Raw genomic sequence first — 20,295 nt, 5'->3', positions numbered from 1 at the left:
GGCGACTTCGTCGCGGACGCGGCGGCCGCTCGGACGCGAGCCGGGCCGCGAACGGCACATGCTCGGTCTCGCTTCGCTCGGACGACGCCGGGCCTGCCGCTCGACCGATCACCGCGACTCCTCGGGGCGGCTGGGCGGACAGCACTGCGGCACAGCTGCCTCGCGCGCGCCGGTGGCGCCGCGCACCCTCGTCCGGGTCGGCGCGGACGAGCGGAGCGGTCACGGTCAGCCGCGCTGCTGGAGGCGCTCGACGTACTTGGCGATCACGTCGACTTCCAGGTTGACGGTGGTGCCGACGGTGGCGAAGCCCAGGTTGGTCAGCGAGAGGGTGGTGGGGATGAGCGAGACCTCGAACCAGTCCCGGCTGCCCGCTTCGGCGGGTCCGTCGGAGACGCCGAGGCCGGAGACGGTGAGCGAGATGCCGTCCACGGTGATCGAACCCTTCTCCACCACGTAGCGGGCGATGTTCTCGGGAAGCGAGATCCGCACCACGTCCCAGTTCTCCGACGGGGTGCGCGAGAGCACGGTGCCGGTGCCGTCCACATGCCCTTGCACCAGGTGGCCACCGAGCCTGCTGTTCAGCGCCGCGGCGCGCTCGAGATTCACCTTCGCGCCGACATCGAGCTTGCCGATGCTCGAGCGGTTGAGCGTCTCCGCCATGACATCGACGGTGAAGGAGTCGCCGCCGACCACTTCCACGACGGTCAGGCACACCCCGTTCACGGCGATCGAATCGCCGTGCCCGGCATCGGAGGTCACCAGCTTGCCCTTGATCGTCAGCCGCGCGGCGTCGGCCAGCTGTTCGCTGGCGACGATCTCGCCGAGCTCCTCGACGATGCCTGTGAACATGTGCCCTGACTTCCTGTCGTCGTTGTCTTCCGGTTGCGCAACAGCGCGGAGACCGGCCGCTATTCCCGTGCCCTCAGCCTAGTGACGCGGAGTCGCGGTCGACAGCGGCGCGGGCCGCTCGGAAGCGGACCGCCGGGCGGGCCGAGCCATCCGGAACCGGCCGGTCCCATCCAAAATGGAATGAAAGTTGTCCGCACGCGCCGCGCTCACACCGGAACGAGGGATCGGATGATCATTCGAGAGCTTCGCCGTACCGCATGAATCTATTTATCCCGTGGGGCGTTTGCCGATTTCTACTCGATACCCGAACGAAACGCGGTTATAACGCAGATTCCGCACTCCGATGAGACGGGAGGCGATATCGTTACGCGGCCGACTTCTCGCGTTCAACTTTCCGCCAGAGCAGTCCGATGAGCCGCTCCACCAGGTCATGTGGCGGTCGACCGGGAAGCCTGCCGCACGGGTTCACCCCTCGAGAAAGCCGGAGAAACAGTGGAACAAATCGAGTCGGACACAGCTGGGGGCGCGGTGTGACCACATTTCTCGATTCGACGCCGGAAATTCGCTGCTCACGGTATCGGCGCGAATTCCAGCTCCCCGCATCGATGGATCCGGGTTCGCATCGCATTCTGCTGCAGATCGGCGTCGACTACGGCGCCGTCACCATGCCCGCCGAACTCGGCGAGCAAGTGCTGCGCCAACTCGTTCAGGATGGAATCGCGGGCCCGGTCGTCGACCATCCGCGGGCCAGGCACTGGACCTTTCTCACCGGGCCCGCCGGACCCGACGCGATCACCCCGGCGGTCTCGGCCGAATTGTTCCGCCTGTACGCGGCGGTGGCCTGCACGGGCAGCCAAGTGGTGCTGCCGTCACCGGACGACGAGCGCACGGGATACCGCGTATGGATCCGGTCACCCGAGGCCGGGGCTCGCCGCCCGCCGATCAGCGCGGTGATCGAGACGATTCGTACGATCGCGGCGCGCGGCAGCCGAGCCGGATAGCGCCGTTCAGTGGGCCCACGCCGAGGCCGCCTGACTGCGCAACTTCTGCACGGTGGCCCCGGGGTCGGCCGTGCTGTAGACCGCGGAACCGGCGACGAAGCAGTCCACACCGGCCTCCGCGGCCGCCTCGATGGTGTCGGCGTTGATGCCGCCGTCGATCTCGACCAGCAGCCGCAGCTCCCCGGCATCGACCAGGTTCCGCACGATGCGCGCCTTCTGCAGCACCTCCGGGATGAACGACTGCCCGCCGAAGCCCGGTTCCACGCTCATCACCAGCAGCGTGTCGAATTCGCGCAGAATCTCCAGGTACGGCTCGATCGGCGTGCCGGGCTTCACCGAGAGCCCCGCCTTGGCGCCCGCGGCGCGGATGTCACGGGCCACCGCGATCGGATCGTCGGTCGCCTCCGCGTGGAAGGTCACATTGTGCGCGCCCGCCTCCGCGTACGGCGGCGCCCAGCGGCCCGGATCCTCGATCATCAGATGGCAGTCCAGCGGAATCTCGGTCGCCTTCAGCAGGCTCTCCACCACGGGGAGACCGAGCGTGAGATTCGGCACGAAGTGCGCGTCCATCACATCGACGTGCAGCCAGTCGGCGCCTGCGACGGCCTGGGCTTCGTCCGCGAGGTGCGCGAAGTCGGCGGACAGAATGGAGGGGGCGATCATCGGAGCGGCCGGACGCGGGTAAGTCGGGTTGGACACAACGCCGGAGTCTAACGGTACCCAGGGTTGCCCAGCGCGGGAGTGGGTAGCCTGCATAGGGTGATCAATATTTCGGCGGAACAGGGGCTCTACAGCACCCCGGTGGAGATTCGGGTGGCGGCGTCGGTGACACAACTGCCCATCGTGCGTGGGCTCGCCGAAACACTTGTCCTACTCAGCGATTTCACGCTGGACGAGGTGGCCGACATCCGGCTGGCCGTCGACGAGGTCTGCTCGACGCTGATCGCGGTCGCCGCCCCGGAAACGAGCCTGAACTGCCGGTTCACCGTCGGTGACACCGAGTTGCTCGTCCGGGTCGAGGGCATCGCGGAGAAGCCGGGCCTGCCCGACCAGCGCAGCTTCGGGTGGCATGTGCTGCGCACTCTCACCGACGCGGTGGAGGCGACACAGGATTCGTTCGACACGACGATTTCCGGATACCCGACGACGGTCGAGTTCCGTCGGGTCCGGGGGAAGGCGTAGTGGCGGACGAAGACACCGTGTACGACTCCCAGCGCGATGACGACGCCGACACGCTGACCACCGAGGACACCGTCGATGCCGAGGAAACCCTGGAGGCGGCGGGCACGGTTCCCGGTTACGACGACGTCGGGCTGCTCTTCGAGCAGCTGGCGGCCAGTGAACGCGGCACTGCGCGGCACAACGCCCTGCGCGCGGAGCTGATCAGCCGCTGCATTCCGCTCGCCGATCACATCGCCCGCAAGTTCAGCGGGCGCGGCGAGCCGTTCGACGACCTGACCCAGGTCGCGCGCGTCGGCTTGGTGCACGCGGTGGACCGTTTCGACGTGGACCGCGGCTCGAATTTCCTGTCTTTCGCGGTGCCGACCATCATGGGCGAGGTTCGCCGGTACTTCCGCGACAACACCTGGGCGATGCGAGTGCCGCGCCGGGTCAAGGAGACGCACCTACGCATCGGCGCGGCGATCGACAGTCTTTCCCAGACCCTCGGCCGCTCGCCGACGGCGAAGGAGATCGCCGCGGAGCTGGACGTCGATCCGGACGAGGTGACCCAGGCGGTCATCGCGGGCAACGCCTACCAGCCGAGTTCGATCGACGCCGCAACGCTCGGCCGCGACACCGACGCTTCGCTGCTGGACACCCTCGGTGAGGAGGAATCCCAGTTCGATCGGGTCGAGGAATACGTCGCGATCCGCCCGCTGCTGGCCGGGCTGCCCGAGCGGGAACGGCGCATCCTCACCATGCGGTTCTTCGAGTCGATGACCCAGACCCAGATCGCGCACCAGATGGGCATCTCGCAGATGCACGTCTCGCGCATCCTCGCGAAAACCCTTGCCCGGCTGCGGGAACAGTCCAGCCGGGAGTGAGCGGGCTCAGCGGGGGTCGCGCGCCCGCAGCTCGCGCACTTTCGCGGGAGCGGTGAGCCACCAACGCGGCATCGAGCAGTTCCCGCAGCTGGGCGGACGCACCCGATCCAGGCCGATCAGGATGTCGGCGTCACCGTCGTAGTGCGGCGTGGTGTAGCAGGCCGGATCGCCGGACACGAGCGGCGCCTCCTTCTCGGCGAGGTCGCAGGCCGACACGAGAACGTCTGCGGCCTCGGCGCGCAGGCGCGCGAAGCCCTTGCCGCCGACCTTCAGGGCCGGGCTGCGCCACCAGATGGATTCAGCGACCTCCGGCACCCGCCATCCGGACCACGTCGTGCCAGGTCACCGTCATCCTCCTGAGGTGCGGCAGAACGACGCGCCCGGCTCTTGGACGAATGGAATGCCGCTCAGCGCGGTTTGCGCAAAGCGGCCAGGAACATGGCGTCGGTGCCGTGCCGGTGCGGCCACAGCTGCGCTCCCGGTCCGTCCCCGACATCGGTGACGCCGGGGAGCAACTCCCGGGTGTCGAGCTGTTCGGCGCCGAGGCGGCGCACCGCGTCGGCGACGATCGACACCGTCTCCGGTAGGTGCGGCGAGCAGGTCGAATACACCACGACCCCGCCGGGACGCAGCAGATCCCATGCTGCGGTGATCAATTCGCGCTGCAAGACGACGAGTTCCCGGACGTCGGCCGGGGTACGCCGCCAGCGCGCCTCCGGCCTGCGGCGCAGCGCCCCGAGGCCGGTGCACGGCGCGTCCACCAGGATGCGGTCGTAACCGGGGGTCAGCCCGCTGGCTCGGCCGTCGGCGACATGGACGTCCACCGGCAGGTCGTGCACGGCCTTGCGCACCAGCTCGGCGCGGTGGGCGGCGGGCTCGACCGCGTCGACCCGGAAACCGTCGATCGCGGCAAGCGCGCCGAGCAGCGCGGCCTTGCCGCCCGGTCCGGCGCACAGATCCAGCCAGCGCCCGTTGTCAGGGCCGTCGAGTTCGGCCCTCGTCAACGCCAGCGCGACCAGCTGGCTGCCTTCGTCCTGCACCGCCGCCATGCCCTCGCGCACCGGCTCGAGTTTGCCCGGATCACCACCCTCCAGGTAGACCGCGTACGGCGACCAGCGGCCTTCCTCGCCGCCGGTCACCAGCGCGAGTTCCTCCGCGGTGATGTCGCCCGGGCGGGCCACCAAGTGCACCAGCGGGCGGGCGTCGTCGGCGGCGAGCACCTCGCGCAGTTCCGCCGCGCGCGCCCCCAGCGCGTCGGCGAACGCCTGCGCGATCCACGGGGGATGCGCGTACTCGAACGCCAACCGGCCGACGGGGTCGGCGGGCGCGAGCGCCTCGACCCACTGCTCGGGGGTCTTCTCCCCCGCGCGCCGCAGCACGGCGTTGACGAAACCGGCCTTGCCCGCGCCGAATTCGGAGCGGGCCAGCGCCACGGAGGTGTCCACGGCGGCGTGCGCGCCGATCCGGGTACGCAACAGCTGGTAGACGCCCAGCCGCAGCACGTCGAGCAACGGTCCGTCGATCTCCTCGATCGACCGGCCCGCGCCTTCGGCGATCACCGCGTCCAGCAGCCCCAGCGACCGGCACGCGCCGTAGGCGAGTTCGGTGGCCAATGCGGCATCGCGCCCGGACAATCCCCGTTCCCGCAGCAACGCGGGCAGCACGAGGTTGGCGTACGCGTCGCGCTCACGGACCGCACGCAGCACATCCCTGGCGGCGGACCGCGGCTGATCGGCGGGTTCTCTGCGCTGCGACCGCCCGGCGGCCTTGGCACCCTGACCCGCGGATCTCGCGGCAGCCGGACGCCCGGCGGTGGATCGGTCGGATCGACCCGCCACCGCACGTCGTCCCGTGGAACCGCGCCGTTCGTCGCGATCCCGGCCGCCCGGCTCGGCTCGCCCGCTGCCGGAGCGCTGACCGCCCGTCTGGGACCGGCCTCCACCGTCGCGGTTCTGCTGCCGCGCGCCGCCCTGCGCGTGGGCCCGGCCCTCCCCGGCGCGGTTCGGCGCCGACTCTCGTTCTTCGCGCCGCCGGTTGCGTGCGTTGTCGTCGCCGGGACGATTGCCGCGCGGCGTCATTCGACCACCGCGCCCGGCTGCAGACGGGCGCCGCGCGCCCAGTCGAGCGCGGCCATCATGCGCTTGCCTTGCGGCTGTACCTGGTCGAGCCGCACCGCGGTGGTGGCGGTGCCGACGTACACGCCGGACTTGCGTACCTCGATCACGCGTTCCGGCAGCTCCTCCTCGACCAGCTCGACCGGCCCCAGCTTCAGCCGGGTGCCGCCGACCTCGGTCCAGGCCCCCGGAGCGGGGGTGACCGCGCGAATCCGCCTGCTGATGGCCAGCGCCGGTTGATCCCAGCGCACGTGCCCGGCCTCGACACCGACCTTGGGCGCGTACGAGACGCCGTCCGTGGACTGCGGTACCGCCTGCAAGGTCCCGTCTTCCACCCCGTCCAGCGTCGCTTCCAGCAGACGGGCGCCGCTGTCGGCCAACCGCTCCAGGAGGATGCCCGCGGTGTCGGTCACGGCGATCTTCTCGGTCACCATGCCGAAGACCGGACCGGTGTCCAGCCCGGCCTCGATCTGGAAGGTGGAGGCGCCGGTGATCTCGTCGCCCGCATCGATCGCGGCCTGTACCGGCGCCGCGCCACGCCACGCGGGCAACAGCGAGAAATGCAGGTTGATCCAGCCGAACCGGGGGATGTCGAGCACCGGCTGGGGCAGCAACGCACCGTAGGCGACGACCGGGCAGCAGTCGGGCGCGAGTTCGGTGAGCCGCGCGACGAATTCCGGCTCCGAGGGCCGCCCCGGGGTCAGCACCGGGATGCCGTGCTCGTCGGCCAGCAGGCCGACCGGCGACCTGGTCACCTTCCGGCCGCGCCCGGCCACCGCGTCCGGCCGCGTCACCACGGCGACGACCTCGTGCCGCGACGACTCCAGCAGACGCCGCAACGACGGAACCGCCGGTTCGGGAGTCCCCGCGAAGACGACGCGCATCAGCGGCCCGCTCCGAACGGGTTGGGCCGGCCCGCACCGCTCATCGAGCGTGCCGGGCGCACCGTCAATCCCGCTGCGAACCAATCGGATTCGCGGATCACCCGCATCGCCTCCTTGCGCTGGGCCGGGTCCAGGCGATCGATGAACAGCACCCCGTCGAGATGATCGGTCTCGTGCTGCACGCACCGCGCGAGCAGCGCTTCGGCTTCGAACACGACCGGCGCGCCGTCGACGTCCACCCCGGAGGCCCGCACGCGCAAGGCCCGCCGGGTGTCGTAGCGCACCCCGGGAATCGACAGACAGCCTTCCGGCCCGACCTGCTCCTCGTCGCCGAGGACTTCCCACTGCGGGTTGACCAGATGCCCCGCGGCGTCGCCGGTGTCGTAGACGAACACGCGCAGCCCGACCCCGATCTGCGGCGCGGCCATCCCGACACCGCCGTCGTCGTGCATGGTCTCGGTCAGGTCGGTCACCAGCTGCCGCAGCTCACGGTCGAACGCGGTGACCTCCGCGGCGCGGGCACGCAGGATGGGATCGCCGAACAGGCGAACGGGCTGGATGGTCACGGCTGGCTCCCGGAAGCGGACGAATACGGTCGCCCCATTCTAGTGAGACGACCGGAAATCCCCGATTCACCAGCCAGAAGCTGGTAGAAATCCTATGCGGTCCGGGCGGGGTGTCGATCCCTCCGCCCGGCCGCCCGGAAAATCCCTGGTCAGCGACCCGTCGATGACACCTGACCTGCTTCTCACCTGCGGGTTCACAACGCATCGGTGCATTCCCGTACCGAACGGAACGGGATTCTGGTGACGGCGTCAACACCGCAGGTCAGAGCAGTTTCGACTGCCGCGGTGATGACGGCGTCACCAGCGAAGTGGTGACGGCGTCACCACCCATCAACCAGGTGCTCAGCGCATCGCAGCCACCGGTCCGCACTGAACCAGCCGAGTCGGTGCGCCGAAATCCGCCGCCCGCAGACGATCATCGATGCAGAGTCGGAACCTTCCTTCCTTGCCGTACGTAGCAGTTCGCACCCTGCCGTACGTAGCAGTTCGCGCGGAGATTCCGCGCCTCAGCCCGCAGCTGGCGGTGGCCGATGTCCGGCTGCCTCGCCCACAGCGCGCTAGCAGGCTCGCCGTGGCGCAACTGCAACCCGCCACTCTCGACAGCGCGGATGCCCTAGCTACGCATGGGCCGCGGACCGCGCTGGATGACGACTCGGCGCAAGGGTCTTGTGTCGCCGAATTCACTGGATGGGGTTGCATCCTGCACCCAAGTACAGGCTTACCGTGGGCGTCATGCGATGCTGACGCCCCCTCCGAAGACTGGGTGCCGGACTCGTACACCCTGCCCACCACCGAGCAACCGGTTCGGGTCGCGGAGTTCGACCGTTCTTCGCCGAGTCCGTGCAGCGCACCGATTGCCCGGCGCGCACGCGACTGGAGCCGCTGCTGGACGCCGGCGCCGAGGCGACCGCCGGAGAGCTGGCCGCCCGTGAGTCCGGGTACTGCTCGTTGTCCGCCTTCACCTTCGAGCCACCATCACCGGGCACTTGATGCGCATCGAGGTCCCCGATAGCGAGGTCGAAGTTCTTGACGCACTGGCGGCGCGGGTGGATGCTGCGATCGGCGGGGATCGGCGTTGACCGGGTTGCGCACCAGCCAGTTGCCGCCGCCACGGGGGGTGAAGGCCCAGACACTGCGCTATTACGAACGCAGCGGGCTGCTCGCCGACACAGGCGAATCGACTTATGAGCCAATGACTAGAGGGACTTATCGATGCGGAAGCTCACATATGTCTCTCGACAGCCGATGCTGGAGGGTGTTGCATACCTGGGAGTTCTCGTTGCAGGTACCTGCACCACAGACACGCCGCTACAGCGCAACGGCCCGGGAGGGTGTTGCCCGTATGAATGTCTATCTGACGTGTCCGCACTGCCATCAACTCGACTGGGTGCAGAGTGTGCCCGCTCTGCATGCCGATGGCGTGTCGACCAGCTTCGGGACAGGCGTTTATTCCGGTGTGGGAGTCGCCTCGACTGGCCTGGTGCCGGTGTTCGGCACTGCCACCGTCGACCGCACCCACACCACAGCACTCGCCCAAAGCCTCGCCCGCGAGCCCGCCCGCACCCCCGCTGGGTGGCTGACCTTCTTCGCACTGGTACTGCTAGTTCCAGCGATGTCAGGGATCGTTCCGGCGATCGCTGGGATCGCACATCCCGTGCCCGGGGTATCGCACTGGGTTGCGGCCCTGGCCATGGTCATGTTCCTCGGGGGGTTAGCAGCGCCTGGCGCTGTCATGCTCACTGTCGCGGTGTGCCGTATTCGCCGCAACGGACGGATCGTTCGAGGACGTTCCACCGCGCATGCGGTGTGGCAGGCCGGTTTCTATTGCCATCGGTGCGGTGTAGCGTTCTGGCCGCATTCTCCGGCCTCGGGTGTTCCGGCTCGCCAGGCATTCGCCCCGCAGCAGTTCCGCTGGTTGGTGTGGAATGCCGGTGGCTACGCCAACGCCTGATCTCACCAGCCATGACAGCTTCAAGCCCGGGGGATGTGCACGTCTCGAGTCGGTAGCCGCACCCCGGAGGGAACGATCTCAACGCGCAACCCGCGCCAGCTCGGATGCCGCAACGCGCCGATGAACTCTCGGTACTCGACGGTGCCCACCAGCTGTGGTTTCACCCACCGCGCCGCCGTCATCCGCCAGGAGGGTGCCGACTGGTCGAACGGGCTGTCGGTTGTGGTCAATGCCTTCAACTGCTCGAGCAGTGCCCGCCGCGCGGCCATTGTGAAGCCGGTGCCGACGTGCCCGATGTAGACCAACGGTTCGACTCATCGTAGACACCGAGGATCAGCGCGCCCCGCTCGCCGCCGCCGCTGCTGCTGCGGGGAACCCAGCCTGCGATGATCACCTCTGTCGTCTGCCGGATCGCCGTCTTCAACCACAGCCGCGAGCGCGTCTCCGGCCGGTACACCGAGTCCACACGCTTGCTGACCACACCTTCCAGCCGGTGGCAGGCGGCGGTATCGAGCATCGTCTCGATCGGGATGTCGGGCCATTCACTGCCCGACACTGGTGTCGGAACTCGCTGTGCGAGTGTAGATGACGTGCGACATCCGGTGTTGCTCGGGTAACACGGGCTCTGTGTGAATGCGCGATGTAGGGCATTCGGTCTCATTCCTCAGCGCATAGAAGGACCCCTACCTTGCCGCACTCGCTCCCTGCGACGGCGCCGACGCGCGGCAGGTACTCGCCGAACGGCTGGACCACGTCGCCGCATTGCCGGATGCGCGATGGGGCTCAGCGCCTCGGCCGCGCAAAACTCGGCTGATCAGTTCCAGTGCACTAGAGGTTCGATCCTCGGGAGGATGGAAACCGGCGTGCGAGGTTCAGCGCGGTGCGCAGGCCGCGCCGAGGGAATGCGCCGACACCGATCGCAGGGTGTGCGCCGAATTTGCGTTCGGAGGCGGTTTCTGGTGCGTCGTCGGAGGTCGCGGTCAGGAAGCTGTCCGGTAGGGCCAACTTGTGAATGGTGCGCAGGGTCAATAGGTACTGCCGGATCAGCGGTCCGGTGGTGTAGGGCAGGTCGTATTTGTCACACAACGCGCGTACGCGCCGGGCGATCTCGGCGTACCGGTTGCTGGGCAGGTCGGGAAACAGATGGTGTTCGATCTGATGGCACAGGTTTCCGCTCAGGAATGCCAGCACCGGCCCGGCCTGGAAATTCGCGGTCCCGAGCATCTGCCGCAGATACCACTCGGCCTTGCTCTCGTGCTGCACGGCGGCGGGGGTGAATTTCTCTGCGCCGTCAGGGAAATGACCGCAGAATATCACCACATACGCCCAGAGATTGCGCAGCGTATTGGCGGCGAAGTTCGCGGCGAGTGTGCGACGCCAGTGCCGCCCGCTCAGCGCCGGAAAGAGCACGTAGTCCTTGCCGATCTGCCGCGCGATCTTCCCGATCAGTGCTCTGGTCTGGGCGGTCTTCTCCGCCGGGGTGGCCGCGCGGTCGCGCTCGGAGTACAGATCGTGCAGAGCGATCCCCCACTCGAAAGTCGCCGCCAGAAACAGGTTCTGCAGTGGCTGCAACAGCAGCCATGGTCCCCACCGCTGGTCGCGGGTCATCCGCATCACGCCGAACCCGATGTCTTCGTCCATGCCGAGGACATTGGTGTACACATGATGGCGATAGTTGTGCGAATAGCGCCACTGGGACGACAGACCCGTCATGTCCCATTCCCAAGTGCTGGAATGGATTTCCGGGTCGTTCATCCAATCCCATTGGCCGTGGCACACATTGTGGCCGATTTCCATGTTCTCGATGCTCTTTGCCGCCGCCAGCGCCGTCGTCCCCAGCAACCAGCCGCGTTTCGTTCGGGTGCAGGCGATCACCAGCCGGGCCGTGACATCCAGTATTCGTTGGAACGCGATCGTCCGACGGATATAGGCGGCATCCCGGGCGCCGCGCCGATCCAGGATGTCACGGCGAATCGCGTCGAGTTCCCGCCCCAATGCTTCGACATCCGTATCGCTCAAGTGTGCGTAGACGGCTACCTGTGTGATTGCCATTCGTTATGTCCTCGAATCTCCTGAGCGCTTGCCGCGGACAAGTCCTACCCGCAGGCGGTCGAGACCGGGGTCAGTGTTCGAAGGCGTGTCTCAGCTTGCGCCCGGCTCGTTCGATGGGGCCGCCGGGACGCCTGCCGCCGATATCCGTTCGGCGGCGGCTGTCTTCGTCGGGTCCGGCGAGCAGCGTCTGCAACCTCACCCATCCTGCCCGGGCCCGGCTCGTGATCTTGTGCTTGATCGTCATCGGAATGTTCCTATCTCCCGGTCGCGCAGTTCGGCCACGAACTCCTCGCATCTGCCTACCAGCGGTTGGGCGAACCGGTTGCATCCAGCTTAAAGGCTGGCTACACCGTCTGTCTACAGCGTAGACTTACAACGGTAACAATAACAGCGTCCGACCGAGAGGAGACGCTGATTCGATGAGCCGAATCAAGGCCGAACCAATCGGTTCCACAGACATTTCAGCAGGTCGCGCCGACCGCGGGGACACCACGAACACCCCACTGACCCGGTCTGCGATGCTGGTGGCCGCGCTCGGGATCATCGATCGCGAGAGTGTCGAGCACCTGTCGATGCGGCGCCTCGGCCAGGCGCTCGGCCGCGACCCGATGGTGCTGTACCGGCACGCGGCCAACAAAGCCGCACTCCTCGACGGTGTCGCCGAGATCGTGCTCGAACAACTGACTGTCGAGCCCGCCGACCCCGACTGGCGCCGTCAACTGCGCATCATCGCCCGCAACTTCCGGCGGCTGGCCGTAGCGCACCCGAACGTGGTTCCCCTGTTGGTCACCCACCCGCTGTCCACTCCGCTCGGACTGCGGCCACTCGGCACCCTGCGGCCGCTGGAACGGACTCTGGAGCTGCTCGTCCGAGCTGACTTCAGCAGGACCGACGCCCTGCACATCTACCGGGCGCTGTTCGGATTCCTCTATGGCCACCTCCTCAACGAGCTCCAAAAAATCGTCGAACGCCCTGAAGAGACCACCGACCTGCTGCGTCTGGGCCTACACCGCCTACCGATCGGCGAATTTCCCTTGCTTCGCGGTCTCGCCTCGGATCTGGCCGCTTACGACGGCGCAGCCGAACTCGAACGCGGCCTGGACATCCTGATCACCGGTCTCACCGAGACCTTGAACCCGGCCGCGGCGCGGCCGAGATGGGAGCGTCAGCCATGACGCTACAACTGAGCAAAACCACCCCGAGGCGGCAGACACCGTCCGTCCATCGACTGCGGTTCCAATTCGACACAGCGGGCACCGGCGGGGTGTGGCGGCCGTACGGCAACGACCTCGTGGCCGCGCTTCCCGATCTGCTCGCGGTGCTCGGGGTCCGGCTCGGCCCGATCCATCGAGTGATCTATCACCTCGACGAATGGACCATCACACCCCGCAAACTCGCCAACGCTGGGCGCCAGGTCCGGCTCGACGGCTACCGGCACAAGCCCGCGCACACCATCGATGTCCTCGGGGTCAGCGGCGGCAGACTCACCGTGCGAGTCGACCTTGGGTCCACCGGCGATGCCGAAACGATTGCCGCACAGCAATGCTGGGATTCCGAAGGCGGGTCCCTCGAAGGCGGTTCCCTCGAGGCAGGCTGAGTCACACGTCATCGCCCGGGACCGGCAGCGTGGCGCTGAGACCGGTGAGCAGGATGTCCAGACCGCGTTCGAGTTCGGCCGCGCCGTCGTAGGCGGCCAAAACCGGTGCCAGTTCGCGCAACAACGGGAACTGGCCGATCGGCAGGCGGTGCAGCCCGAGCCGCAGCACATCGTCGGTCTCCTCCGGCCGCTCCACGATCTCCTGCAACTCGTTCAGAACATGGCCATAGAGGAATCCGAACACCGCACGGTAGATGTGCAGCGCGTCGGCACCGGAAAACCCCGCGCGAGTCAGCAACTGGAGGATGTCTTCCAGGGGACGGACCACCGCATAGGGACGCAACCCCAATGGTGTGGCCAGCGGCCGGGTTACCAGCAGCGGCACCACCCGCGGATGGGCCAGAGCCAGCCGGCGGAAATCGCGGGCGACCGCCCGCAACTGCGCAGCCCAGTCCGGGTCGGCGGCATCGACTGCCAGCTGTGCGAACACGATCTCGGCCACACCATCGAGCACCGCCGCCTTGTTCGGCACATGCCGGTAGATCACCATCGGGTCCCGCTCCACCGCCTCGGCCAGCCGCCGCATCGACAACCCGTCGACCCCATCGCGATCGATGATCTCGAGCGCCGCGGCCAGCACGGCCGCCCTGGTGACCGGACCGCTGCCCCCGCCGGTTCTCGCGCGAACCGGCCGCCGGTTCGGAACTTCGGCCATCCCGGATGCCTCCATCGTCCTCGCAATCTCCGATGAAGTTACGAGTGTAGACCTACAACGTTGACATCACGAGGGAAACGGCGTGTACTGGATACACCGCGACTATCCGGTCTGCGCGTCGCCGATCCGGACCGAAGCAGGGATCCGCTCATGCTCGCGGGCACCAACGGCCACTTGATCCGCGGGCGACGCCACCCCCGGCCACCGCATGGTCATACGCGTGGCCCCCGCGACCACCCGCGCCATGGCGCGACGATGCGCGAACAACGCCTCGAGAGGACTCGAAATGCGATTCCACAGAAACAACGGCACCACCATGGCGCCCGAACAGATCCGCCCGCAGTACGCCCGCCATCGCGTTCCGCCCGACTACACACCCCGCTTGAGGTTGAAGCCGAAAGCCGACCGCGGTGGATACCTCGACGGCGCGTGGTGGCCGCGATCCCGCGAACTCACCACCGAACTGCCAGACCTCCTCGCCGTCCTGACCGTCCGACTCGGCCCCATCTGGCGAGTCGTCTACGACCCCGCGTGCTGGTCGGACACGCCCCGGCAGACGACCGTCAACGGTCACACCGTCCGGCTCGACCCCTACCCCTTCGAACTGTGGAACACGATGTACGTCTTCGGCCGCGACCGCGACCTGATCGTGCTCCGCGTAATCCCATCGTCCACCGCCGACGACACCGCGCACGCGGCCCTGATGGCCGCCGTCACCCCCGCATCAGCAACCCGCACACCCCGATGAGCACAGGAACAGACATGCCCCGAATCGTTCGACAACGCCCGATCACCAACCACCACGACATGAGCCGTAGTACCGGCCCGCCCGAACCCGACCGGCAACCCTTCCGAACACCGACCCGCACCCCACGCCTCCTGCTGCGTGAACCCGGCGCCGGCTCCGAGCGCGTCGACGGCGCTTGGTGGCCATGGACGAACAACCTCACCGCCGAACTGCACGACCTGATCAGCGCCCTCACCCCACGCCTCGGCCCCACCGCTCGCGTCAGCTTCGACTGGAACGCGGTCAGTCTCAGCCAACGCCGCATCGACAACCCGGACGGCGTCGAAGTACACGGACCCGATACCGGCCAACCACCCGGCACCATGCACCTGATCGGCACGAACGACGCCCAGCTGACTCTGCTCGTCATCCCCGCAGGCACCCCACCCGACCAAGCAGACGACCAGATGCGGCGCGCGTCAGGGAAATCCTGAATCGGCGACCCCGGCCATGCGAGCTGCCGGACCTCCGGCTTAAGGACCGGTTCGATACTCGTGGCCGCAACGATGTGCGCTTGACCGGCAGCGCACCCGGCTTGTCCAGCTTCGACCAGAGGCCCGGCAATGCCGAGAGCCGCGCGAGGGCTGTGAGGGCTTCGAGGTTCTCATGCCTCCTCTTCGCGGCGGACTCGAGCGCCGAGTGCAGGGATCGAGCGCGAACGCGCAATGGTTCGGCGCGCTGGTCGCAGCCGGCCACGACAGCCACGCCAGCTTGCGGTGCACCGGCTGGGTCAGAACGGGATACGGCTACGCGGGCTGCCGGAGGCCCTGGATCGGATCATCCGCGAGACCAGCCACCCGCTCGGTGCGTCGGTGCCGACAGCGGTCGAGCGCTGGGCGCGGTGGCGGGATCCGGTACTCATCGCCGACGTCGAATAATCGTGAACTGACCGAAGCGGGCATCCTGCGGCACCTGAGTCTCCGGCGAATCCGTGCCGACCGCTCATCGGAGGATGTGGGTTGACCCGGATGAGTCCGCCCGTCGCGGTGTCAGCAGCACCAGGTTGCTGGCCGCGGGTTTCGTGGGTGAGTTCGGTGATGACCGCGCAGAGGGTTTGATCTGGTCGAGGCGTTCGCGTTCGCGGCCCTCGAGTTCCCTGATGCGATCGTGCGCGTCGGCCAGTTGCTGTTGCACCGCAATGGCATTTGCTGACGCAGGTGCTGAGCCGGTTTCGGCTTTGAACTCGGCGACAAGATCGGGGTGGTGTTCGTAGAGCCGTTGCCGAGACAGCGCAGCCTCGGTGGCGAGGGTGGAGATGGTGAGGGTGCCGCTGCTGCGGTGCGGTGCGCCGGTCAGTAGGCGCTGTGCGGCGTCGCGGATACGTCGACGCTCGTCTGCCAGTTGGGCAGAGCGGCTGGCGGTGCGAGACATGAGGCGAGGGGCTCCTGTCTAGGGTTTGCTGATTCGTGAGCAGTGATGGCCTTTTCATGCTCAGCGAGCCGCTCGGCGATGCGGTGATGCAGCGGCATCGGGAGCCCGGGGCGGTTGAGGTCGCTGGCGAGGACGTTGGCGTGGCGGCGCAGCTGGGTGATGTCGCGGTCGGTGTAGGCGATGTTGGAGCAGCTCAGTCGGCATCGTGGCCAGACCGGTTCGCCCGTGTCAGCGGTGATGTCGCTGTGGCAGGCCGCGTTCAGAATCTGCTCGACAAGGCCGACCTGATCGGCATCTGACGGCTTGACACCTCCGACAACGGAACCTTCGAGGCGCGAACGAAGCTGTTCGACCACGAGATCGGTTTGTGCCCGAACATCAAAGGAGAAGAACCCATGCCCGAACGGCTCGCCGGACGAGTGGCACTCGTGACCGGATCGGGGCGCAATATCGGCCGCGCGATCGCTCTGCTCTTCGCAGCGGAAGGCGCCCGCGTAATCGTCAACGGTCACAGTGACAAAAACGCCGTCGACAGTGTCGTCGGTGAGATCGAGGCGTCCGGCGGACAGGCAGTCGGAGTCATGGCCGACGTGTCGGACCCCGACCAGGTCGCCATGCTCGTGCACAAGGGATCTGCGGCGTTCGGCCCCATCGACATCGCCGTCAACAATGTCGGCAGGCGCCTGCGACGTCCGCTGGATGAGATCTCGATTACCGAGTGGCAGGAGACGATCAACCACAATCTGAATTCGGCGTTTTATGTCACTCACTATGTCTTGCCTGCCATGCGCGAGCGCGGCGGGGGCCGACTCATCAACATATCGGGCTATGACGGGTGGACAGGTCACATCGGCCAACGAGCTCGTAGCCGGTTCGGCTGATGAACATCTCCGCCATCTGCAGTCCGCCGGTGCACACGTTCGCCACGGCCAGGGAGGTGACGAAGGCGGCACGGCTGTCGGGGTCATCGTCGTTCACTGCGAAGGCGTAGCTGATCCGGGAGATGTAGGAGGTGAGTTGGCTGGTCTCGTCGATGATGGCGATGCTTCGGTTGCCTCCTGCGGGTTTTCCGGCCAGTTCGCTGAGGTGCCAGATCGTGCAGGTGAGGGCAGGTAGTGTCAGGACGGCGTCCACGACCGCCCCTACTCCGCGGCCGTCGTTGACGGTGATGCTTTGTAAGACCGCGTTGCCTTTGAACAGTTTTTGGGCCGGCCCGCAGAATATGATTTTGCAGAGCACGCGGATGCCGGTGACGGTTGTGGAGATGTCGGACACTGCGGTGTTGGCGATGGGATCGCAGGGGACCAGCGTGTTGGCCAGGCCGCCGGTGACACCGCCCACGATGCCGAGGGCGGCCGAGGGCAGGCCCCACGGGTTGTCCGGTTGTTCGTCTGCCGCCTCGAAACCGGACACGATCGCCGAGGCGAGTGCGCAGAAGCCAGCGAATCCGTGACCGACGATGAACACCTCTTCGGACACTGCGCCGGACAAGGTGGCCATCTCCGGGGCAGTGATCGTGAAGTCCGTGGTTCCTGAGGGGTGTGTTGCGGGAAGTCTTCCTGCGCTTGTCGCGGTGACCGCGGCGTCGGCGCTCTGCCGGGCGAAAAGGGTGATCAGCGAAGGAAGGTCCGGGGCATCGATCAACGCCTGCGTGTCGGCGTTGTCCGGGAATGGGGCCACGCCCTTTGCTGCCTTGTAGATCAGGGTCGCCGGGATCGCCACCATCCAGCAGACGACGTCCATCAGCGAGAAGGACGGGACGCCGAAATCGTTGAGAATGTCGGTGACCACCGGGATGTGGATCGGCGCCTGGAATGCGTCGAGGGCTTTTTTGGCCAGTTCGTAGACGATGTCGAAGAGAGTGTCGATGACATTCTTTGCGCTGTCGAGCGCGGCCGCACCGACGAAGGTGGCCATTTTCTCGAGCAGATCGGTCAGCGGCATGGAGCCGATACCGGCCGCGAGGCCGCCGATCCCTTCGAGCGTGTCGCCGATGATGTGCCCCTCGTTGTTCAGAGCCTGCATCAGCGCGGCGATCGCACTGGAATCCAATTCCGACGGGGGTGGCGGGCTCGGCGTAATGGCGTCGGCGTTGCCCTGGTAGTGGTGGCTGAGCAAGCAGCCTGGTGCGCTCTGCCCGACGGCCGGGGTCGACATGCTGTCTACCGTCGACTTCCCGTCGTTGCCCAGGCCGCTCCAGCCGCCCGTGCCGGCCCAGTTGTCGATGGTGTTCTCGAGTTGCGTGAACATCTGGTCGCACTCGGACTTGTAGTCCTGCACCTGTGCCAGCTGGTAGGCGAGGTAGACCTTGACGAAGTTTCGCACGACGCGCTGGGTGCGCGTGATGTCCTTCCATTCGAAGACGAACTTCAGGAAGTCGATGAGGTCCTTGATCGCGATTTTGATCTGGTGATAGACCCACTGGATCGCGGAGATGATCGTCTCCACGGTTTCCAGCAGGGCGTTGTAGACGTCTCCTTCGATCGTTACGACAAGCCGCCAGAAATCGGTCGCCTCGTCCTTGACGAATTGGATGACGACATCGACTCCTCGGTCGATTTCGTGGCCTAGCCAGTTCAGCAGGTCACCGGCGTCGACCAGGAGTCCGCTGAGGTCGTCCACGGTGCCGGCGCGGGTTGCTACCGCGGTCGCGCTCGGAGGGAGGGAAGCGTACGCCTGGGATAGTTTCGCGTTCGCCTCGGCTACCGTCCTGAGGTCGTTCTGGTCGGTACCGGCTGGGATCAGCGGCTTGGTGCTGCCGTCGTGGTAGGTGATCACCGCGTCGGTCAGCTCGGCCGTAGTGTCCAGGCCGGCTGCCTTACGAAACGGTTTGTCCATCGGGTCGATCTCGGTGGTTACACCGTCGACTTCGACGCTCAGTCGCGTTCCGGTGAGCGTGTCGACTGGCTCGACGACCGTCACCGATCCCATGGCGTCGGTCGCGACGTGCACCGGTTCCGCCCCGACCACGTAGTAGAGGTGGTTGATGTAGACGGCCTTGACGTTGCTCGCGATGAGTGTAACCGGCATCCCTTTGGCGGGCTGCCCGTCCGGTCCGGTCACCTGGATCCGGGTGGTGTAGGAGTCGAACTGCTGTGCCGGGCTGTTCGACAGCGGCGGAAGGGTAATGGATTGTGTGGTCCACACTGTCGTGTCGGGAGATTTGACGGCCTTGATCAACCGGTTCTCGCCGACGTGGGCGAAAAAGGTGTTCGCGCTGTTGGCGCGGTCGAGGTAGGGCGAAACCTGTTCCACACCGCTGACAATGGGCAGCGGGACCTTCCACGAGCCCGGTGTGGTGAGTTCGGCGAGAGGACAGGTGGTGTAGAACACCTGATCATCGCCGTTGAGTCCCCAGATCATCACCTCGGTGCCGGTGAGCGTGGCGTACAGGGCGCGAACGCCGTTGAGCAGTGGGCTCTCGAGGAGTTCGACGCCGGTGGCCTCATCGTGTTGGTTGTGGCTGTCGAAGTAGAACAGCGTGCCGTTCGCGGTGGCGTAGAGGTCGCTGGTGTGGTCGGCCTTGCGACACGAGGCGATCGCGTCAGGCACGAGGTTGCCGGGTAGCTGCAACCGGGCAGGCGGCGCCGGGACGTGGGGGTTGAACGCGTTGTACAGCGGTTGGTAGACGAACTGGGGCGAACCGTCCGCGTGCCCCGCGGTGTAGATGCCGTCGACGTACTGTGACTGCGAACGGCCCAAGCGGCTGGAATAACGGTCGACTTCCACATCGATCGCCATGTCGTGGTAATGCCAGGCATAGCCGTCGGTTTTGGCGGTGTCGATGTAGTAGCGCGACACCGTCTGTACGTTGCTCGACGGGTCGCGCACCACATCCACCACGATGTACTCGGCGTCGGCCGCCTCGCTGATCAGCACCCCGACGATGACCACCGGGCTGGGCTGGTGGTCCGGATTGTCGAACGGGAAGGCCGTCCACGACGGATGCGAGGTCCACGACGTGTCGGAATCGGAGTTGGCCAGGCTCAGGTAGAGGTGGTCGGAGGTCCCGTCGCTGACCACCATCGCGAGGTGGATGGAGGTGGCGGGCGGGAACGCCGACTGCGCTACGGCGAAGTCCTTGCAGGCAACGCCGTTTCCGCCGAAGTCGTGCGCGATCAGCGCGCTGCTCAGGTCCGATCTCTGCCACCCGCTGCGGTCGCCCGGCACTTCCTTGGTCACATACAGGACGCCCTGGGTGGAGATGGAGAACAACAACGAGGCACCCGCCTGTGTCTGGAGCGCTTCGAACTTCGCCTCCGGCGCCAGGACCTCGCTTTGCAGGTAGTTGCGCATGAGTTCGGTCGAGTAGGTGACCGAGTAGTTGCCCATGATCTTCTCCCGCCTCTGCTGTCGGGACACT

25 protein-coding genes are annotated in these 20,295 nt (G+C 66.9%); 12 read left to right on the top strand and 13 right to left on the bottom strand.

What is annotated here, in order from left to right; translation table 11 throughout:
- Positions 1-225: 225 nt before the first annotated feature.
- A complete protein-coding gene (locus ABZ552_RS07460) occupies positions 226-849 on the bottom strand; it encodes a riboflavin synthase (protein ID WP_281879097.1) in 624 nt (207 codons plus the stop codon).
- A gap of 530 nt (positions 850-1,379) precedes the next feature.
- Between ABZ552_RS07460 and ABZ552_RS07455 the strand changes: the two genes are divergently transcribed.
- Positions 1,380-1,850 carry a hypothetical protein gene (locus tag ABZ552_RS07455; RefSeq protein WP_357435995.1) on the top strand — a complete coding sequence of 157 codons (471 nt, stop codon included), beginning with the start codon at positions 1,380-1,382 and terminating at the stop codon, positions 1,848-1,850.
- Between the two features lie 6 nt (positions 1,851-1,856).
- On the opposite strand, the gene rpe is transcribed toward ABZ552_RS07455, so the two are convergent.
- Positions 1,857-2,513, bottom strand: coding sequence for a ribulose-phosphate 3-epimerase (gene rpe / locus ABZ552_RS07450; RefSeq protein WP_281919549.1), 657 nt, complete (start codon positions 2,511-2,513; stop codon positions 1,857-1,859).
- A gap of 96 nt (positions 2,514-2,609) precedes the next feature.
- Between rpe and ABZ552_RS07445 the strand changes: the two genes are divergently transcribed.
- Entirely contained in the window at positions 2,610-3,032 is a 423-nt protein-coding gene (locus ABZ552_RS07445; protein WP_159837698.1) for an anti-sigma factor, read from the top strand.
- Between the two features lie 89 nt (positions 3,033-3,121).
- The gene (locus ABZ552_RS07440; protein ID WP_281919548.1) at positions 3,122-3,895 is read left to right on the top strand and encodes an RNA polymerase sigma factor SigF; all 774 of its coding nucleotides are present in this window, start codon (positions 3,122-3,124) and stop codon (positions 3,893-3,895) included.
- Positions 3,896-3,901: 6 nt separating this feature from the next.
- On the opposite strand, the gene ABZ552_RS07435 is transcribed toward ABZ552_RS07440, so the two are convergent.
- The 4 genes from ABZ552_RS07435 to def all read right to left on the bottom strand — a co-directional run bounded on the left by ABZ552_RS07435 (position 3,902) and on the right by def (position 7,459).
- Positions 3,902-4,210, bottom strand: a complete 309-nt coding sequence (locus ABZ552_RS07435; RefSeq protein WP_281917921.1) for a hypothetical protein — start codon at positions 4,208-4,210, stop codon at positions 3,902-3,904.
- 92 nt (positions 4,211-4,302) lie between these two features.
- On the bottom strand, positions 4,303-5,733 hold the full coding sequence (locus tag ABZ552_RS07430) for a transcription antitermination factor NusB (protein WP_357436041.1): 1,431 nt from the start codon (positions 5,731-5,733) through the stop codon (positions 4,303-4,305).
- Positions 5,734-5,969: 236 nt separating this feature from the next.
- Entirely contained in the window at positions 5,970-6,893 is a 924-nt protein-coding gene (fmt, locus tag ABZ552_RS07425; protein ID WP_281879094.1) for a methionyl-tRNA formyltransferase, read from the bottom strand.
- Positions 6,893-7,459: a peptide deformylase gene (gene def, locus ABZ552_RS07420; protein WP_281879093.1), complete on the bottom strand. Its 567-nt coding sequence runs from the start codon at positions 7,457-7,459 to the stop codon at positions 6,893-6,895. Before def ends, fmt begins: the two co-directional genes overlap by 1 nt.
- Positions 7,460-8,299: 840 nt before the next feature.
- Here def and ABZ552_RS07415 point away from each other — a divergent pair.
- Both ABZ552_RS07415 and ABZ552_RS07410 read left to right on the top strand, forming a co-directional pair.
- Positions 8,300-8,449, top strand: coding sequence for a hypothetical protein (locus ABZ552_RS07415; RefSeq protein ID WP_357435992.1), 150 nt, complete (start codon positions 8,300-8,302; stop codon positions 8,447-8,449).
- Positions 8,450-8,801: 352 nt separating this feature from the next.
- Complete coding sequence (locus ABZ552_RS07410; RefSeq protein WP_281917920.1) at positions 8,802-9,410, top strand: hypothetical protein; 609 nt, start codon at positions 8,802-8,804, stop codon at positions 9,408-9,410.
- A gap of 20 nt (positions 9,411-9,430) precedes the next feature.
- Here ABZ552_RS07410 and ABZ552_RS07405 read toward each other — a convergent pair whose 3' ends face one another.
- The 4 genes from ABZ552_RS07405 to ABZ552_RS07390 form a co-directional block, all read right to left on the bottom strand.
- Positions 9,431-9,679, bottom strand: a complete 249-nt coding sequence (locus ABZ552_RS07405) for a hypothetical protein (RefSeq protein WP_281919546.1) — start codon at positions 9,677-9,679, stop codon at positions 9,431-9,433.
- Positions 9,646-9,927, bottom strand: coding sequence for a hypothetical protein (locus ABZ552_RS07400; RefSeq protein ID WP_281917919.1), 282 nt, complete (start codon positions 9,925-9,927; stop codon positions 9,646-9,648). Before ABZ552_RS07400 ends, ABZ552_RS07405 begins: the two co-directional genes overlap by 34 nt.
- 311 nt (positions 9,928-10,238) lie before the next feature.
- Positions 10,239-11,462 carry an acyl-CoA desaturase gene (locus ABZ552_RS07395; protein ID WP_281917918.1) on the bottom strand — a complete coding sequence of 408 codons (1,224 nt, stop codon included), beginning with the start codon at positions 11,460-11,462 and terminating at the stop codon, positions 10,239-10,241.
- A 70-nt stretch (positions 11,463-11,532) separates the two neighbouring features.
- Complete coding sequence (locus ABZ552_RS07390) at positions 11,533-11,706, bottom strand: hypothetical protein (RefSeq protein WP_281879087.1); 174 nt, start codon at positions 11,704-11,706, stop codon at positions 11,533-11,535.
- Between the two features lie 274 nt (positions 11,707-11,980).
- On the opposite strand from ABZ552_RS07390, the gene ABZ552_RS07385 reads away from it, so the two are divergent.
- Both ABZ552_RS07385 and ABZ552_RS07380 read left to right on the top strand, forming a co-directional pair.
- Positions 11,981-12,637 (top strand): TetR/AcrR family transcriptional regulator C-terminal domain-containing protein, encoded by a 657-nt coding sequence (locus tag ABZ552_RS07385; RefSeq protein WP_281880885.1) that lies wholly within the window; start codon positions 11,981-11,983, stop codon positions 12,635-12,637.
- Positions 12,634-13,059 carry a DUF5994 family protein gene (locus ABZ552_RS07380; protein WP_281879086.1) on the top strand — a complete coding sequence of 142 codons (426 nt, stop codon included), beginning with the start codon at positions 12,634-12,636 and terminating at the stop codon, positions 13,057-13,059. Before ABZ552_RS07385 ends, ABZ552_RS07380 begins: the two co-directional genes overlap by 4 nt.
- Before the next feature lies 1 nt (position 13,060).
- Here the strand turns inward: ABZ552_RS07380 and ABZ552_RS07375 are convergent, their stop codons facing one another.
- Positions 13,061-13,774: a TetR/AcrR family transcriptional regulator C-terminal domain-containing protein gene (locus ABZ552_RS07375; protein ID WP_281917917.1), complete on the bottom strand. Its 714-nt coding sequence runs from the start codon at positions 13,772-13,774 to the stop codon at positions 13,061-13,063.
- Positions 13,775-14,060: 286 nt separating this feature from the next.
- On the opposite strand from ABZ552_RS07375, the gene ABZ552_RS07370 reads away from it, so the two are divergent.
- The 3 genes from ABZ552_RS07370 (at position 14,061) to ABZ552_RS07360 (ending at position 15,439) form a co-directional block, all read left to right on the top strand.
- Positions 14,061-14,522, top strand: coding sequence for a DUF5994 family protein (locus tag ABZ552_RS07370; protein ID WP_281879084.1), 462 nt, complete (start codon positions 14,061-14,063; stop codon positions 14,520-14,522).
- A gap of 59 nt (positions 14,523-14,581) precedes the next feature.
- Positions 14,582-14,995 carry a DUF5994 family protein gene (locus tag ABZ552_RS07365; RefSeq protein WP_281880884.1) on the top strand — a complete coding sequence of 138 codons (414 nt, stop codon included), beginning with the start codon at positions 14,582-14,584 and terminating at the stop codon, positions 14,993-14,995.
- A gap of 282 nt (positions 14,996-15,277) precedes the next feature.
- Positions 15,278-15,439, top strand: coding sequence for a hypothetical protein (locus ABZ552_RS07360; RefSeq protein WP_281879083.1), 162 nt, complete (start codon positions 15,278-15,280; stop codon positions 15,437-15,439).
- Positions 15,440-15,503: 64 nt separating this feature from the next.
- On the opposite strand, the gene ABZ552_RS07355 is transcribed toward ABZ552_RS07360, so the two are convergent.
- Positions 15,504-15,932 carry a hypothetical protein gene (locus tag ABZ552_RS07355; protein ID WP_281917916.1) on the bottom strand — a complete coding sequence of 143 codons (429 nt, stop codon included), beginning with the start codon at positions 15,930-15,932 and terminating at the stop codon, positions 15,504-15,506.
- A 35-nt stretch (positions 15,933-15,967) separates the two neighbouring features.
- Here ABZ552_RS07355 and ABZ552_RS07350 point away from each other — a divergent pair, with 35 nt between their 5' ends.
- Together ABZ552_RS07350 and ABZ552_RS07345 are read left to right on the top strand one after the other, a co-directional pair.
- On the top strand, positions 15,968-16,231 hold the full coding sequence (locus ABZ552_RS07350) for a hypothetical protein (RefSeq protein WP_281917915.1): 264 nt from the start codon (positions 15,968-15,970) through the stop codon (positions 16,229-16,231).
- Between the two features lie 96 nt (positions 16,232-16,327).
- On the top strand, positions 16,328-16,813 hold the full coding sequence (locus ABZ552_RS07345; protein WP_281879080.1) for an SDR family NAD(P)-dependent oxidoreductase: 486 nt from the start codon (positions 16,328-16,330) through the stop codon (positions 16,811-16,813).
- On the opposite strand, the gene ABZ552_RS07340 is transcribed toward ABZ552_RS07345, so the two are convergent.
- The gene (locus ABZ552_RS07340) at positions 16,746-20,264 is read right to left on the bottom strand and encodes a hypothetical protein (protein ID WP_357435989.1); all 3,519 of its coding nucleotides are present in this window, start codon (positions 20,262-20,264) and stop codon (positions 16,746-16,748) included. The two genes, ABZ552_RS07345 and ABZ552_RS07340, sit on opposite strands and share 68 nt — an antisense overlap.
- Positions 20,265-20,295: the final 31 nt, after the last annotated feature.

Origin of the sequence: Nocardia sp. NPDC019219 (genome assembly GCF_040632645.1) — a bacterium.
GTDB lineage: Bacteria > Actinomycetota > Actinomycetes > Mycobacteriales > Mycobacteriaceae > Nocardia > Nocardia sputorum.
This window is presented reverse-complemented; position numbering and strand designations above follow the sequence as displayed.

Bases quoted from the DNA above. Each gene is read 5' to 3' on its own strand.
- fmt (WP_281879094.1), bottom strand. From the start codon at position 6,893: ATGCGCGTCGTCTTCGCGGGGACTCCCGAACCGGCGGTTCCGTCGTTG.
- ABZ552_RS07400 (WP_281917919.1), bottom strand. From the start codon at position 9,927: ATGCTCGATACCGCCGCCTGCCACCGGCTGGAAGGTGTGGTCAGCAAG.
- ABZ552_RS07405 (WP_281919546.1), bottom strand. From the start codon at position 9,679: ATGGCCGCGCGGCGGGCACTGCTCGAGCAGTTGAAGGCATTGACCACA.
- ABZ552_RS07385 (WP_281880885.1), top strand. From the start codon at position 11,981: ATGCTGGTGGCCGCGCTCGGGATCATCGATCGCGAGAGTGTCGAGCAC.
- ABZ552_RS07340 (WP_357435989.1), bottom strand. From the start codon at position 20,264: ATGGGCAACTACTCGGTCACCTACTCGACCGAACTCATGCGCAACTAC.
- ABZ552_RS07365 (WP_281880884.1), top strand. From the start codon at position 14,582: ATGAGCCGTAGTACCGGCCCGCCCGAACCCGACCGGCAACCCTTCCGA.
- ABZ552_RS07460 (WP_281879097.1), bottom strand. From the start codon at position 849: ATGTTCACAGGCATCGTCGAGGAGCTCGGCGAGATCGTCGCCAGCGAA.
- ABZ552_RS07370 (WP_281879084.1), top strand. From the start codon at position 14,061: ATGCGATTCCACAGAAACAACGGCACCACCATGGCGCCCGAACAGATC.
- ABZ552_RS07410 (WP_281917920.1), top strand. From the start codon at position 8,802: ATGAATGTCTATCTGACGTGTCCGCACTGCCATCAACTCGACTGGGTG.
- ABZ552_RS07395 (WP_281917918.1), bottom strand. From the start codon at position 11,462: ATGGCAATCACACAGGTAGCCGTCTACGCACACTTGAGCGATACGGAT.
- ABZ552_RS07345 (WP_281879080.1), top strand. From the start codon at position 16,328: ATGCCCGAACGGCTCGCCGGACGAGTGGCACTCGTGACCGGATCGGGG.
- ABZ552_RS07355 (WP_281917916.1), bottom strand. From the start codon at position 15,932: ATGTCTCGCACCGCCAGCCGCTCTGCCCAACTGGCAGACGAGCGTCGA.
- rpe (WP_281919549.1), bottom strand. From the start codon at position 2,513: ATGATCGCCCCCTCCATTCTGTCCGCCGACTTCGCGCACCTCGCGGAC.
- ABZ552_RS07380 (WP_281879086.1), top strand. From the start codon at position 12,634: ATGACGCTACAACTGAGCAAAACCACCCCGAGGCGGCAGACACCGTCC.
- ABZ552_RS07390 (WP_281879087.1), bottom strand. From the start codon at position 11,706: ATGACGATCAAGCACAAGATCACGAGCCGGGCCCGGGCAGGATGGGTG.
- ABZ552_RS07375 (WP_281917917.1), bottom strand. From the start codon at position 13,774: ATGGCCGAAGTTCCGAACCGGCGGCCGGTTCGCGCGAGAACCGGCGGG.